Origin of the sequence: Mesorhizobium sp. LSJC280B00 (genome assembly GCF_000502835.1) — a bacterium.
GTDB lineage: Bacteria > Pseudomonadota > Alphaproteobacteria > Rhizobiales > Rhizobiaceae > Mesorhizobium.
On the sequence record NZ_AYVL01000008.1, the window covers coordinates 84080 to 97205 of the forward strand.

17 protein-coding genes are annotated in these 13126 nt (G+C 59.4%); 14 read left to right on the top strand and 3 right to left on the bottom strand.

Going from position 1 to position 13126, the window contains the following annotated elements; genetic code table 11:
- Positions 1–28: 28 nt before the first annotated feature.
- From X773_RS52785 to X773_RS52820, 10 genes are all read left to right on the top strand, one after another.
- Positions 29–976: an ABC transporter permease gene (locus tag X773_RS52785; protein WP_023676470.1), complete on the top strand. Its 948-nt coding sequence runs from the start codon at positions 29–31 to the stop codon at positions 974–976.
- A complete protein-coding gene (locus X773_RS52790) occupies positions 973–1842 on the top strand; it encodes an ABC transporter permease (RefSeq protein ID WP_023676471.1) in 870 nt (289 codons plus the stop codon). Before X773_RS52785 ends, X773_RS52790 begins: the two co-directional genes overlap by 4 nt.
- Positions 1839–3458, top strand: a complete 1620-nt coding sequence (locus X773_RS52795; protein ID WP_023676472.1) for a dipeptide ABC transporter ATP-binding protein — start codon at positions 1839–1841, stop codon at positions 3456–3458. The genes X773_RS52790 and X773_RS52795 overlap by 4 nt, the downstream gene beginning before the upstream one ends.
- Before the next feature lie 448 nt (positions 3459–3906).
- Complete coding sequence (locus X773_RS74465) at positions 3907–4371, top strand: Imm26 family immunity protein (protein ID WP_023676473.1); 465 nt, start codon at positions 3907–3909, stop codon at positions 4369–4371.
- A gap of 292 nt (positions 4372–4663) precedes the next feature.
- Positions 4664–5287, top strand: coding sequence for a hypothetical protein (locus X773_RS76350; RefSeq protein ID WP_156937332.1), 624 nt, complete (start codon positions 4664–4666; stop codon positions 5285–5287).
- A gap of 137 nt (positions 5288–5424) precedes the next feature.
- Positions 5425–5616: a hypothetical protein gene (locus X773_RS52810; RefSeq protein WP_023676475.1), complete on the top strand. Its 192-nt coding sequence runs from the start codon at positions 5425–5427 to the stop codon at positions 5614–5616.
- Between the two features lie 139 nt (positions 5617–5755).
- Positions 5756–5956, top strand: coding sequence for a DUF4926 domain-containing protein (locus tag X773_RS52815; RefSeq protein ID WP_023676476.1), 201 nt, complete (start codon positions 5756–5758; stop codon positions 5954–5956).
- 127 nt (positions 5957–6083) lie between these two features.
- Positions 6084–6524, top strand: coding sequence for a hypothetical protein (locus X773_RS0137825; protein ID WP_023676477.1), 441 nt, complete (start codon positions 6084–6086; stop codon positions 6522–6524).
- A gap of 17 nt (positions 6525–6541) precedes the next feature.
- Positions 6542–6733, top strand: a complete 192-nt coding sequence (locus X773_RS76355; RefSeq protein WP_156937333.1) for a hypothetical protein — start codon at positions 6542–6544, stop codon at positions 6731–6733.
- A 134-nt stretch (positions 6734–6867) separates the two neighbouring features.
- Positions 6868–7143 carry a hypothetical protein gene (locus X773_RS52820; protein WP_023676478.1) on the top strand — a complete coding sequence of 92 codons (276 nt, stop codon included), beginning with the start codon at positions 6868–6870 and terminating at the stop codon, positions 7141–7143.
- Positions 7144–7442: 299 nt separating this feature from the next.
- On the opposite strand, the gene X773_RS52825 is transcribed toward X773_RS52820, so the two are convergent.
- A complete protein-coding gene (locus X773_RS52825) occupies positions 7443–7874 on the bottom strand; it encodes a TerB family tellurite resistance protein (RefSeq protein ID WP_023676479.1) in 432 nt (143 codons plus the stop codon).
- A 154-nt stretch (positions 7875–8028) separates the two neighbouring features.
- On the opposite strand from X773_RS52825, the gene X773_RS74470 reads away from it, so the two are divergent.
- The 3 genes from X773_RS74470 (at position 8029) to X773_RS52835 (ending at position 9634) form a co-directional block, all read left to right on the top strand.
- Complete coding sequence (locus X773_RS74470) at positions 8029–8199, top strand: hypothetical protein (protein ID WP_023676480.1); 171 nt, start codon at positions 8029–8031, stop codon at positions 8197–8199.
- A gap of 111 nt (positions 8200–8310) precedes the next feature.
- On the top strand, positions 8311–9141 hold the full coding sequence (locus tag X773_RS52830) for an AraC family transcriptional regulator (RefSeq protein ID WP_023676481.1): 831 nt from the start codon (positions 8311–8313) through the stop codon (positions 9139–9141).
- Between the two features lie 73 nt (positions 9142–9214).
- Positions 9215–9634 carry a VOC family protein gene (locus tag X773_RS52835; protein WP_023676482.1) on the top strand — a complete coding sequence of 140 codons (420 nt, stop codon included), beginning with the start codon at positions 9215–9217 and terminating at the stop codon, positions 9632–9634.
- Between the two features lie 52 nt (positions 9635–9686).
- Here X773_RS52835 and X773_RS52840 read toward each other — a convergent pair whose 3' ends face one another.
- Positions 9687–11156 (bottom strand): cobyric acid synthase, encoded by a 1470-nt coding sequence (locus X773_RS52840; protein WP_023676483.1) that lies wholly within the window; start codon positions 11154–11156, stop codon positions 9687–9689.
- 2 nt (positions 11157–11158) lie between these two features.
- Complete coding sequence (locus X773_RS52845) at positions 11159–11773, bottom strand: dimethylsulfonioproprionate lyase family protein (RefSeq protein ID WP_023676484.1); 615 nt, start codon at positions 11771–11773, stop codon at positions 11159–11161.
- Positions 11774–11924: 151 nt separating this feature from the next.
- Between X773_RS52845 and X773_RS52850 the strand changes: the two genes are divergently transcribed.
- Positions 11925–13091: an isobutyryl-CoA dehydrogenase gene (locus tag X773_RS52850; RefSeq protein WP_023676485.1), complete on the top strand. Its 1167-nt coding sequence runs from the start codon at positions 11925–11927 to the stop codon at positions 13089–13091.
- Positions 13092–13126: the final 35 nt, after the last annotated feature.

Here is a 13126-nt window from a genome sequence, read left to right on the forward strand (position 1 = left end):
CCGGCAACACAGCGGTTCCTCAACGTCCATGACCGCCTATCTCCTCAAGCGCCTCGTCATCGCCGTCGTCACGCTGGTTCTGGCCTCGATGGTCGTCTTTGCCGTGCTGGAGATCATTCCCGGCGACCCGGCGCGGCTGATGCTTGGCCTGAACGCCAGCGCCGACCAGATCGAATTGCTGCGCAACCAGATGGGCCTCAACGCTCCCGTCATGCTGCGCTATCTGCATTGGGCCGGCGGCTTGCTGAGCCTCGATTTCGGCCGTTCCTACACCTATTCGGTGCCGGTCATCGATCTGGTCCGCGAGCGCCTCGTCGTCTCGCTGCCGCTGGCACTGATGGCGCTGGCGCTGTCCACAGTCATTGCCATTCCGGTCGGGCTGTTTTCCGCCAGCAGACGCGGCCGGGCCGGCGACACGATTGCGATGGGCGCCGCCCAGCTTGGCGTCGCCGTGCCCAACTTCTGGTTCGCGCTGATGCTCATCTATCTGTTCGCCGTCTGGCTGCGGCTGGTGCCGGGCGGCGGTTTTCCTGGCTGGAGCGCCGGTGTCTGGCCGGCGCTGAAGTCGCTGCTCCTGCCGGCAGTCGCTCTCGCTCTGCCGCAGGCGGCGATCCTCGCCCGGGTCACCCGCTCGGCGCTGATCGAAGTGCTGAACGAGGACTACATCCGAACCGCCCGCGCCAAGGGCCTGCCCTACCGGCTTGTCTTGTGGCGGCATGCGCTGCGCAACGCCATGATCCCGGTGGTCACCATTTTAGGCCTGCAATTCGCCTTCCTGCTTGCCGGCACCATCATCATCGAGAACGTCTTCTACTTGCCCGGCCTCGGCCGCCTGGTGTTCCAGGCGATCAACCAGCGTGACCTGATCGTGGTCGAGAGCGTCGTCATGCTGCTGGTTGCAGCCGTCATCGTCGTCAATTTCGTTGTCGACCTCTCCTATGCAGTGGTCGATCCGCGCCTGAGAGGCCGGCAATGACGCTGCACATCGACATCCCCGACGAGAATCTTGCCGGCATCCTGGCCAAGGCGTTCAAAAACCGTTCGTTCCTTGCCGGCTTCGCCATCACCGCACTGGTGGCCGCGGTCGCGATCCTCTCCTTCTTCTGGACGCCCTACGATGTCACCAAACTGGTCATATCCGACAAGACCCAGGCGCCGTCGCTGGCGCACTGGTTCGGCACCGACCATTTCGGTCGCGACATCCTGTCGATGATCATGGTCGGCGCCCGCAACTCGATTGCCGTGGCGCTGGTGGCGGTCGGCATCGGCATGGGCATCGGCGTGCCGCTCGGCGCCTTTGCCGCGGCGCGTGGCGGCATCGTCGACGACGTGCTGATGCGGCTGAACGACCTGGTCTTCGCCTTTCCGGCGCTGCTTTCGGCAATCATGATCACCGCCATCTTCGGGCCGGGCGCGTTCAACGCCATCATTGCCATCGGCATCTTCAATATCCCGGTATTCGCGCGCGTCGCCCGGGCCGCCGCCCTGGCGATCTGGCCGCGCGAATTCATCCTCGCCGCCCGCGCCGCCGGCAAGAGCAGGACGCTGATCAGCATCGAACATGTGCTGCCCAACATCGCCACGCTGCTGCTGGTGCAAGGCACCATCCAGTTCGCGCTGGGCATACTGGCCGAAGCAGGGCTTTCCTATGTCGGGCTGGGCACCCAGCCGCCAATGCCGAGCTGGGGCCGCATGCTGTTCGACGCCCAGACCCGCATGGTGGTGGCGCCGTGGATGGCGATCTTTCCCGGCATGGCGATCGTCATCACCGTGCTTGGCTTGAACCTGCTTGGTGACGGCATTGCCGACATTCTCGATCCGAAATCGCGGCGGCAGCGATGAGCCTGCTCGAAATCGACAAGCTGTCGCTGACCATCGGCGGCACGCCCATCCTCAGGGACATCGAACTTTCCGTCGCGCCCGGCGAAGTCATGGGGCTGGTCGGCGAATCCGGCTCCGGCAAGTCGATGACGGCGCTCGCGGTGATGCAGTTGCTGCCCTGGGCGGCGCACGCCAGCGGACGCGTCACCTTCGACGGCATCGACATCCTGGCGGCGAGCGAGGACCAGATGTGCGCGCTGCGCGGCGACGACATCGGCATGGTGTTCCAGGAGCCGATGACGGCGCTCAACCCGGTCAAGACCATCGGCGAGCAGGTCGCCGAGGGTATTCGCTGGCACACCAGGGCGAGCCGCGGCGACGCCGAGGAACGGGCGCGAAAAATGCTGGACCGGGTCGGCCTGCCGGCGGCGCAGTTCCCGCTGTCGCGTTATCCGCACGAGTTGTCCGGAGGCCAGCGCCAGCGCGTCGTCATCGCCATCGCCTGTGCGCTGAAACCCAAGCTGTTGATCGCCGACGAGCCGACGACCGCGCTCGACGTGGTGCTGCAGGCGCAGATCCTCGACCTGCTGCGCGACCTCGTAGCGGAAAACCGCATGGGCCTGCTGCTGATCTCGCACGACCTCGCCGTGGTGACCGAGATGGCGGACCGCATCACCATCCTGCGCCATGGCGAGGTGATGGAGGCCGGCGACACGGCGCGCATTCTGTCCGGACAGCTTCATCCCTATACGCGCCAGCTGGCGCAGGCCTCGATGCATGTGCCCGCGCGGGCTAGGCACAGCGTCGGCCAAGGAAAACCTCTGGTTGAGGTAGAGAGCGTGACGCGCGACTATCCGGCACGGCGCATATCGCTGCTCAAGCGAGGGGCTCCCATCCGCGCCGTCGACGATGTCTCCTTCTCCATGGCGCCCGGTCAGTCGGTGGCGCTGGTCGGCCGTTCCGGTTGCGGCAAGTCGACGCTTGCCCGCATGGTCCTGGCGCTGGACAGGCCGACATCAGGGACAATCCGCTTCCGCGGCGACACCCTCACCGGCAAGAGCGAGGCGGAGCTGAGGCCGGCGCGGCGCGACATGCAGGTCGTGTTCCAGGACCCGTATGGTTCGTTCGACCCACGCCAGAAGGTCGAGAGATTGGTGGCCGAGCCGCTGCATGTGCTGGAGAAGAAGCCGGCGCCCGCCGCGCGGCGCGAGATGGTGGCGCATGCGCTGCACGAGGTCGGCCTCTCACCAGGCGACATGGACAAATACCCGCACGAGTTTTCGGGCGGCCAGCGCCAGCGCCTTTCGATCGCCCGCGCCATCATCACCCGGCCGAAGCTGGTCGTCGCCGACGAGCCGGTCTCGGCGCTCGACGTCTCGATCCGCGCGCAGATCCTCGATTTGTTCGCCGAGCTCAACCAAAAACTCGGCATCGCCTATCTGTTCATCACCCATGATCTGACCGTCGCCCGCGCCATCACCGACGAGGTGATGGTCATGCATGACGGCAAGATCGTCGAGCGCGGCAGGACGAGCGAAGTACTCGACCACCCGCAATCAGAAGCCGCCAAGGCGCTGATCACTGCTGCTCCAGACCTGCACCGGGCGATTGCAAAACGGCTGCACGAACAGGGCTGAGCCGCAAGGGGCACGGGCCTTCCGATCTCCCACTGTGGGGTCCGAAGGACGGGGCGAGACCGGTGGCTCGCCCCACGAGGAGGCTCCGGTGGTTGGCGACGTGGGGGAGACGACTGTTTGTGGCCAGCCTATGAAAGTAGAAAAAATATGGGGCCATTGGGCCGATCGCCGATCGCGCAACCCGGACCTGATCGTCCCTTTGCGCGCGAAGGAGATTTAGCGAACTTAGGTTTGGAAATTGCGGTATTAATGTATGTTTTCTGCCTCGCCCGTTCGGCTTTGTCCTGCCGCGTATTCTCCGCATCGTCGCGCTTAAGCTAAGCAAAACGACTGGCAGCAACGGATAGCCCCCAAACACACGAGAGCTTGGCGCTCCAACAAAGCCGTAACTAATCACCACTCGCGCCTTCCGCATCACGCCGGCATCTGTAGTAAAGGTAACCTTAAAGTGAGAAAACTACCCTACAAGGAAGGCACCCTGTTTGCCATTCCGTTGAGATCAGGTGGCTATGGGCTTGGCTTGGTAGCTCATATGGCCCCAATGGGAAAGATTATTCTAGCATATCTATTTGGACCAATGCGTCTGGAATTGCCAAAGGCGGATGAATTAAATGACCTTAGTCCAGATAATGCAGTCAGGTGCCTACGGTGTGGCGATCTCGGTTTAATAAATGGAACTTGGCCAATTATTGGTCAAATGAAGAGCTGGGCAGAAGACAAATGGCCTATGCCAACCTTCGTTCACAAAGAAAGCCTTTCCAACCGAATTCTTATTCGAAAATACTCAGAGTCTGATCCATCGAAGCTAGAGAGCCAAACTAGCGTAGCTTCGGCGGGCGATTTGGAGCAGGACGGTTTACACGGATATCAAGCCGTCGAATTGATTCTGATCGAGCAGCTGAAACCCCATTGATCAAGGAATGACGGTAACGATGTGAATTACGAATTACGGTGACTCCCACTAGCCGGCCTCTCGTCAATGCCGCGCGGAACTTTTTTGGCGGCGTCAGCGGCTAATTTGCATCGGGCGGACTATTCATCCGGGGAGGAGCCCCACGACTAGTGAAGGAGGGATGTCACTGGGTTGTTTGGTGGAGAACAATAAAGACTATAACTCGCTTATGAATGTAATCGGCCCGAATAAGGTGGGTAGTGCGAGTTTACAGGTAAATGATTTCCCAATTGGTCCGTGAGGAGTTGCCATCATGCATTTTAAAATAGCATTGAAAATTGCCGGATTTGTTGCAATTTTGGTTTTCGGAGGATCGGCCTGTACTGTGCCATCAACTCCTGAGATACTGAACTGTTCAAATGGAATCTTTGCAGATAATTGGCCGTTCACTTGGCGAGCAGTTGAGGAGAAATGTATATCACGCGTAACCTCGCAAATTGCGAAGGAGTTCATAGACTGGAATACGAAATATGAAGAATTTAATGAGGATACTGGTGCACTTTACCTTTTTATATGGACGAGATTGATTGATAAGAATCTTGCGACTCCATTGCAATTGGACGAGAGAACGAAAGATTTTGATCAAGTAACTCGATCGCTTACGGACTCTTATGTTGGCATTTACGACGATATTGAAAAATTGCAGGAAGAATTGAAAATGTCTTTGGCCCAAAAAGGAGGCGGGGATGCGAATTCGCTTTATGCGATAAGGCTTTTAGGTTTGGTTCGAATTGAGCACGCGCGGCCCACCATTTTGTTTCTGAAGAGTCTGGTTGATCTTGACACCCACACCATTAAGGTCACGGGACAATACGGGGAAGAGATTGTAGAAATGCAAGAGTTGTTGGATTATCGGGCCAGTGCACAAGGTCGTTAGTTGCCATTCACAGATCCTAAATGACGCGGGTCATTACTTAGTGGCCGCTATTGTGCGGCAGGAACTGGAGAGAATTTCGCAATTTCGGTGCACTTTTATCGCGTTCGCCCGGCTATCATTGCACGTAGATTGACCACATGGCCCGCCTTGCCCGCATAGCGGCGTCCGGCTTCTACAACATCGGCCAGCTCACCTCCACCAACCCTGGGGCAACGCAAGGCAACAAGTATGACGGCTTTGGCAAGCTCGCCCGCCGGGACGTCACGCTGGGCACGCTGACCCACACCACGACCAGCGTGCGCGATGCCTCCGGCCAGACGGGTTGTTGATAATACGGAGCTCGATATACGGTGGACGTAACTGTTACAGGTCCGGCCGGCACCGTTGAGGTTCGCACCGGGTGGATTTTTAGCCCCCGGTTCAAACGTCCCGTCGCTGATGACACTATTCGTGAAGTAGAGTCCCGCTATGAAACCAAAGATCAACGACGTTGTGAGATTGATTTGTGATATGCTGGGAGAATCCCTTCAGGCCGGAGCGTTAGGAGTCGTTGTTGAAGAGCATTCTTATCCCGAGGAGGCATACGAGATTGAATTCAGTAGCGAAAATGGGAAGACCATCGCTCAATTAGCCTTACTTCCAAACCAGTTCGTACTGATTGCTGTGTAAGGAATTACAGCGCACTCTTTCCATATCTCCTCTCCGAATTACGGTGACAGTGCGAATTACGGTAACAGTGCACTTTTTGTTGTGTTCGCTCGGTCGAAATAGCTAGAAGATCGGAGGCGCAGAGACTATGGATATGAACGGGACTTTTGAGAGGATATTCTCAGTAACATCCGTATGGACGTCGATTGCGACCATTCCTATTTCGCTGGCGTGGGGTGAATCCGCCTGGATGGTGGTTTTTATTTTCGCGATACTTGCTGCCTCCTTTGCATTTCCAAGAAGGTTAGCGGAGCTTCTTAATCGTTTCGAACACCCCATCGGTTATCTGGAGAGGAATTTCAAAAATGACTGGACCGGATGGTCGCATACAAAATCAAACATAAACATGATATATAATTTGGGTATGATCCAGAAGTATCACTATGTATTACTTTTAATTACTGTCATTCATTTTTTGATTTCAGGTGCCTTGGGTGAAAGCGAATTAGCTGTCGCGTATCTCGCAATTATGGCTGCATTCTCTTTGATTTCCGTTGCTTTTATTGCCCGGCATAAGAGAAAGAGATAGCGCACTATGATAGTACTTTGAGCATCCGCTGGAGCGGCAAGGGGGATCTTCCCGGTTCCAAGATTGTTTCCCAAAAAGACGCTAAAATCGGTGATGTTGTTTCGTGGACTGCAAAATTCGATGATGCCACCGGGCACACTGCAGTTTACACGGGAAGTCTGAATGTTAATGGTAGCGCGCCCCGACAGTTGCCGGCGATTTTGGAATGATTGGTGCGGGCTAGTTCGATGTTCACTACGGAACAGAGGAGGGCTTGAAGCACGATTACCCCGGGGTTTATAGCTCACCCTCTTTCAGGTCGCTTGATCCCGATTGATGTCGACGTCAGAAATTGGGGGCTGAAATGAAAATTAGTAAGCAGTGCATATTTTCGGCAGCTGTGCTGAGTGCTGTGACTGCCGTATTGGTCTTGCTTATATTCTATCAGAAAATCACCGGCCCTTCGTCCAGATGGAAGGACGCACTATCGCGTGAAAAATTGACCGCACAATTTGGTGACATAAAAGCCATTAGAAGAAGTCAGATTTGGACCTATCTCGGCAAGCCTGATGAACCAAATATGCCCAAGCAATACGATCTTTGGTCTGACGATGCTTTATTTGAAAATCTTTCGACGTAGTATACAGCACTGAAGAATATAAGGCGGAAACCGGATCATCAAGATCCGATCGCGGCATATATGTTTTACCAATGCACCGTTATTTTATTTGACCACAAGTTTATACTGAATTCATCACATTTGACGCTTGAGGAGTAGTGGTGACAGTGACGTGCGCTTGGCAAACTATCCCATACCCCGTGCGCCACCCGCGAATACACTGCACCCCGTAAGTGAGAACACAGATAATATCTGTGACAGGTTATCCTGGAGGATGGCCTATGACAGACAAAATGACGTTCAGAAAGTCAGCCGATGCCTCAGCCTTGAGGCTTCACCACATCGGCCGGGCTGATGTCGAGCAGGTCGAGCGTGCGGCGCAACAGCTGCATTTCGCTCCCGGCGAGTTGCGAATCGGCCTTGGCGATTTCGGCCATGTGGCGGGCGAGCAGCTTGCGCCGTTCGACGTCGAGGTCGCGGAACTGCGCGACGGCTTGCGAGCCGTTGGTCTCGTAGCCGAATTCGTTGAGATATTCGATGACGCTGTCGATGCTGGTTTCGGGAATGCCGAAGGCGTCCCGGCAGATACGCCTGAAGGCTGTCATTTCGCTTTCGCTGACCGATCCATCGGCCAATATCATACGGAACAGCATCAGCAGCTCCGCCGACAGCACCGGATCGTCCGCGACCTTGCGCACGCCAGGATCGCCGTCGAAGATCGAGCGTATCTGGTCCAGCAATCCCATCGCCATCAGCCCCTTCCGATTCGTTCGGAAGGTAGCGCGGAATCGGATTTGCGCAAACGGGGTGCGAATGGTGGAAAAGCCGCCTGCGTGCACTCATTGGTGTGTGACCGCGCGACTGATAGTATGCCGCTGTACGAATCATGTTGAGGAGGGACCGAACATGAATCTCAGTGCGCCTACCCAGCTTATTTTCATTATATCCCTTGTCATCGCCATCATCGGCGTTCTCGCCGCGCTTGGCGTTCTTGCGTTCATCCCTTTGAATGCCGCGTGGATTGTCGTCATCGCCTACATTGTGCTGGCCGCCGGCTGCCTGATGCGCGGCGCTTAAACACGTCCAGACAATTCAGAATCTCAGGCAACTCGGAGCGCCCGGCCAAAACCGGGCGCTTTTGATTCCGGCGGATGGTCTGTTAAAGTTGCTTGGCGGAAGGAAAGCTTGATGCCCGCCGACAGCAAAGACGACAGCCGCCACGAAAGCCCAGGCCTCGATCGGTTCGAGATGGTGCGGCGCGCGCCGAGCCATCGGCTTCAGGGCGTCGTCACCAACATGTGCGGCTTTCGCGAAACCATGCCAGGCCATTTCCGCGCCATCGAATATGCCTCGCTGACCGTGCCGCTGGTCATCAGCTTTGCCGAACCCTTTGCCATTGGGCTCGGCAGGGACCCCAGCGACAATGACCGCTTCGCCAGTTTTGCCGCCGGCCTTTATGCCGGGCCGGTGGTGATCGAATCCTGCGGCGGCACCTGCTGTATGCAGGTCAATTTCACCCCGCTCGGCGCTCGTCGCTTCTTCGGCCGGCCGATGAGCGAACTGACCGACCGCATGGTCGGCCTGGATGACGTGCTCGGCGTTGAAGGCATCGCATTTCGCGAAAGGCTCGGCAATGCGCCGGATTGGAGCTCACGCTTTGCCATCGCCGAAGCCTTCGTCGGCGATCGGTTGGCAACCGCGGACCGCACTCAAGCCGACATAGTCTGGGCCTATGAGACGATCGTCTCGACGCGTGGGCGGACCCGCATCTCGACGCTGGCCGAAAAGCTTGGCTGGAGCCGCAAGCATCTTAACGGAAAATTTTCGGACGCGATCGGAACCGGCCCAAAAACGCTGTCGCGCATTGTCCGCTTCAACCATGCGCTTGGGCTGTCGAGACAGTCGAACAGCGCTTGGGCCGACATCGCCGCCGACTGCGGCTATGCCGACCAGGCGCATCTGGTACGCGAGTTTCGCGACCTCGCAGGCGTCGCGCCGACGGCCCTTGCCGCCAGGTAACATTTCTTCAAGACGCGCAACCGGCCTTCGCGCAGACTGGGTTGATCGACCAACCCGCTGAAGGAGATCAGCCATGCCGAACACCACCGAACCACCGCGGCTTTATCCGGCGCTGCGCTACAGGAATGCCGGCAAGATGATCGATTGGCTGTGCGAGGCCTTCGGCTTCAGCGTCCGCGCCCGCTATGGCGAAGGCGACGTGGTGCACCACGCCGAACTCGCGTTCGGCTCCTCGATCATCATGCTCGGCACGGCGCGCGACGACGCCTATGGCAAGATGGTCGGCGCGCCGGGTTCGGACGGCGGCAAGTCGATCTACGTTGCGGTCGCTGACGCAGACGCGGCATACGCGCGGGCAAAGACCGCCGGCGCCGAGATTCTGGAAGAACTCACCGACCGCGACTATGGCAGCCGCGAATTCATCTGCCGCGATCCGGAAGGCAATGTCTGGTCGTTCGGCACCTACTGGCCGAAGGCTGACGAGAAAGCATGATCCCGAAAAGTGGAGACCGGTTTTCGGACAAGATCATGCTCAAGCAAAGTATCTAACGCGCCAGCCCAAAAATCGCGTCGCAGTCGAGGTGGGTTTCCAGTTCGGCTGCGATCTCGTCCAGTGCCCGTTCGACCTCGGCGCGGTAGTCGATGCCGCCGCCCTTGACGCCAAGGCTTTCGAGGAATTTCGCCCGGAAGGCATCGGCGGAAAACAGCCCGTGCATATAGGTGCCCAGCACCTTGCCGTCGGCCGAGATAGCACCGTCATCGATGCCGTTGATAACGGCGGACGGCCGCAGCGTATCCGGACCTGTGGTGCGGCCGAGATGGATCTCGTAGCCCTCGAGCGGCAGATCGAACGGCACCGAGCGCGCGCTGACGTTGCGCACCGTCTTTTCCGGCTCCATCACCGTTTCGACGTCGAGCAGCCCGAGGCCTTGCGTTTCTGTAACGCTGCCCTCGATGCCGTCGGGATCGCGCACGCTACGACCAAGCATCTGGAAGCCGCCGCAAATGCCGACGATATGACCACCGCGTTTCCTATGCGCGGCAAGGTCGCGGTCCCAGCCGTTCTCGCGAAATTTCAGGAGATCGCCGATCGTCGACTTCGAGCCGGGAATGACCACCAGACCCGCATCTTCGGGCAAGCGCTCACCAGGCGGCACGAACACCACCTCGACCTGCGGTTCGGCCTTGAGCGGGTCGAGATCGTCGAAATTGGCGATGCGCGAGAGCATCGGCACGGCAACCTTCAGCGCGCGCTTCTCGCCGGACGCCAGTCGTTCGAGCACGACGGAATCTTCCGATGGCAGCCGCGCCGCCGCCTTCAGCCACGGCACGACGCCAAAACAGCGCCAGCCGGTGAATTTTTCGATCGCCTCGATGCCATCGTCGAACAGCGAGACATCGCCGCGGAACTTGTTGATAAGGTAGCCGACGATCATGCGCCGGTCCTCGTCCGGCAGGATCAGATGGGTGCCCGCGACCGAGGCGATGACGCCGCCGCGATCGATATCGCCGACCAGGATCACCGGCACGCCGGCGCGCGTCGCAAAGCCCATATTGGCAATGTCGTGGCTCCTGAGATTGATCTCGGCCGGCGATCCCGCGCCCTCGACAATGACTAGGTCGGCGCCCTCGCCGACCGTCGCCCAGGAGTCCAGCACCGCATCCATCAGCCGGCCCTTCAGCGCCTGGTAGTCGCGCGCCCGCGCCTCGCCGAACACCTTGCCCTGCACGACGACTTGAGCGCCGACATCGGTCTGCGGCTTGAGCAGCACCGGGTTCATGTGGATCGTCGGCGCCACGCCGCAGGCGATCGCCTGCAGCCATTGGGCGCGGCCGATCTCGCCGCCGCCTGAATCGCCTGGAATATCGGCGACGGCGGCGTTGTTGGACATGTTCTGCGGCTTGAACGGCCGCACCTTCAAGCCGCGCTTCTTCGCCGCGCGGCACAGACCGGCGACGAGCACCGTCTTGCCGACATCCGAACCCGTGCCCTGCAGCATGATCGCCTTGGCCATTATCAGCCCCTGCCCTGCGCAACAGTTCCGGTGATCGTCGACTTGGCCGCCAGTGGCCCGCCACGCCAGAGATAGAGCGCCAGCAGCGGCTCCTTGCCGGTGCGCATGGCGTGGTTGATGTCAGAGGCATGGTGGATCACCTCGCCCGCCGCTCGAAGGCGAAAACCGCCGTCGCCCATGCGCCATTCGGTGCCGCCGGTCAGCGGGATGTAGATCTCCTCCGCGACATGGTGATGATCGGGGTAGACGATGTCGGGTCCAAGGATCAGCAGGCCGGCCGCAACCTCGTCATTGACGAAATGCCCGCGTGTACCGAACACCTCCAGCCAGCCGTAATTGTCGATGAAAACCTTGCCGAAATCCGCCTCGCCATAGGTTTGCCCCCAGCGCAGATCGCCGCGACGCTCCGCAACCAGCCGCGCCAGCGGCTTGGCCGCAGCGGGAGCGAGTTCGACGATACGGTCGAGCTGAAGGAGACAAGGCAGTGCATGCGGTTCGAGCGGCCGGCTTGGCATGTCCCAGCCGATTCGGGCCACGGCGTCGCGCACCAGCGCATCATCGAACGTCTGGAGATAGGCATGGAAGCGTCCAAGCAGTTCGTCGAAATTTGTCGTCACACTTTGCTCCAAAGCGCATTCGCACACAGCCGCTGCCCAGATGGTTGGATGGAGACGATCGGGTTGCGCGGCGGCATCATTGGTCTAGATTGGACTGCGCGCAAAGCCAAAAACGACAGGCCAGCAGGCCGGAAACATCAGGGAGCACGCCATGGACGCCGCTGTCGATGCGGGCACCAGCCAGTTCGAACTCAACGAAGACCAGCGCGCCATCCAGGAGATGGCGCAAGCCTTCGCCGCCGACCGTGTGGCGCCGAACGCACTCGACTGGGATCGCAACAAGTATTTCCCCGCCGATGTGATCCGCGAGACAGGTCCGCTCGGCCTTGGCGGCATCTATGTCCGCGAGGATGTCGGCGGCTCGGGGCTCGGCCGGCTCGACGCCGTGCTGATCTTCGAAGCGCTTTCGCGGGCCGATCCGGCGTTTTCCGCCTTCATCTCGATCCACAATATGGCGGCATCGATGATCGACCGCTTCGGCAGCGACGAGCAATGTCGGCGCTTCCTGCCGAAGCTGACCTCGATGGAATGGCTGGCCAGCTACTGCCTGACCGAGCCGGGTTCGGGATCCGATGCCGCGGCGCTGAAGACGCGTGCGGTCAAAAGCGGCGGCGATTATGTGCTGAACGGCGCCAAGCAGTTTATCTCCGGTGCCGGCGACAGCGACCTCTATGTCGTCATGGCGCGCACCGGCGCCGACGGGCCGAAAGGCATTTCCACCTTCGTCGTGCCGAACGATGCGCCCGGCCTTTCCTTCGGCGCCAACGAGCGCAAGATGGGCTGGCACATGCAGTCGACCCGCCAGGTCGTCTTCGAGGACTGCAAGGTGCCGGCGGAAAACCTGCTGTCGGTCGAGGGCGCCGGTTTCGGCATCGCCATGGCCGGGTTGGACGGCGGCCGGTTGAACATCGCTGCCTGCTCGCTCGGCGGCGCGCAATCGGCGCTCGACAAGGCACTCGCCTACACCGCCGAACGCAAGGCTTTCGGCTCGAAGATCAACCAGTTCCAGGCGCTGCAGTTCAAGCTCGCCGACATGGAGACCGAACTGCAGGCAGCGCGCGTCTTCCTCTACACCGCCGCCTCGAAGCTCGACCGCAACGCGCCGGATGCCTCGAAATGGTCGGCGATGGCCAAGCGCTTCGTCACCGACACCGGCTTCAACGTCGCCAACGACGCCCTGCAGCTGCATGGCGGCTATGGTTACCTGCACGACTACGGCATCGAGAAGCTGGTGCGGGACCTGCGTGTCCACCAGATCCTCGAAGGCACCAACGAGATCATGCGCGTCATCATCGCTCGCGCGCTGATCGGACGATAGAGAATTTAGTGAATAGTGAATGGTGAATGGTGAAT

Coding starts and splice junctions, on each gene's coding strand:
- X773_RS52785 (WP_023676470.1), top strand. CDS start 29: ATGACCGCCTATCTCCTCAAGCGCCTCGTCATCGCCGTCGTCACGCTG.
- X773_RS52790 (WP_023676471.1), top strand. CDS start 973: ATGACGCTGCACATCGACATCCCCGACGAGAATCTTGCCGGCATCCTG.
- X773_RS52795 (WP_023676472.1), top strand. CDS start 1,839: ATGAGCCTGCTCGAAATCGACAAGCTGTCGCTGACCATCGGCGGCACG.
- X773_RS76350 (WP_156937332.1), top strand. CDS start 4,664: ATGCATTTTAAAATAGCATTGAAAATTGCCGGATTTGTTGCAATTTTG.
- X773_RS52810 (WP_023676475.1), top strand. CDS start 5,425: ATGGCCCGCCTTGCCCGCATAGCGGCGTCCGGCTTCTACAACATCGGC.
- X773_RS52815 (WP_023676476.1), top strand. CDS start 5,756: ATGAAACCAAAGATCAACGACGTTGTGAGATTGATTTGTGATATGCTG.
- X773_RS0137825 (WP_023676477.1), top strand. CDS start 6,084: ATGGATATGAACGGGACTTTTGAGAGGATATTCTCAGTAACATCCGTA.
- X773_RS52820 (WP_023676478.1), top strand. CDS start 6,868: ATGAAAATTAGTAAGCAGTGCATATTTTCGGCAGCTGTGCTGAGTGCT.
- X773_RS52825 (WP_023676479.1), bottom strand. CDS start 7,874: ATGGCGATGGGATTGCTGGACCAGATACGCTCGATCTTCGACGGCGAT.
- X773_RS74470 (WP_023676480.1), top strand. CDS start 8,029: ATGAATCTCAGTGCGCCTACCCAGCTTATTTTCATTATATCCCTTGTC.
- X773_RS52830 (WP_023676481.1), top strand. CDS start 8,311: ATGCCCGCCGACAGCAAAGACGACAGCCGCCACGAAAGCCCAGGCCTC.
- X773_RS52835 (WP_023676482.1), top strand. CDS start 9,215: ATGCCGAACACCACCGAACCACCGCGGCTTTATCCGGCGCTGCGCTAC.
- X773_RS52840 (WP_023676483.1), bottom strand. CDS start 11,156: ATGGCCAAGGCGATCATGCTGCAGGGCACGGGTTCGGATGTCGGCAAG.
- X773_RS52850 (WP_023676485.1), top strand. CDS start 11,925: ATGGACGCCGCTGTCGATGCGGGCACCAGCCAGTTCGAACTCAACGAA.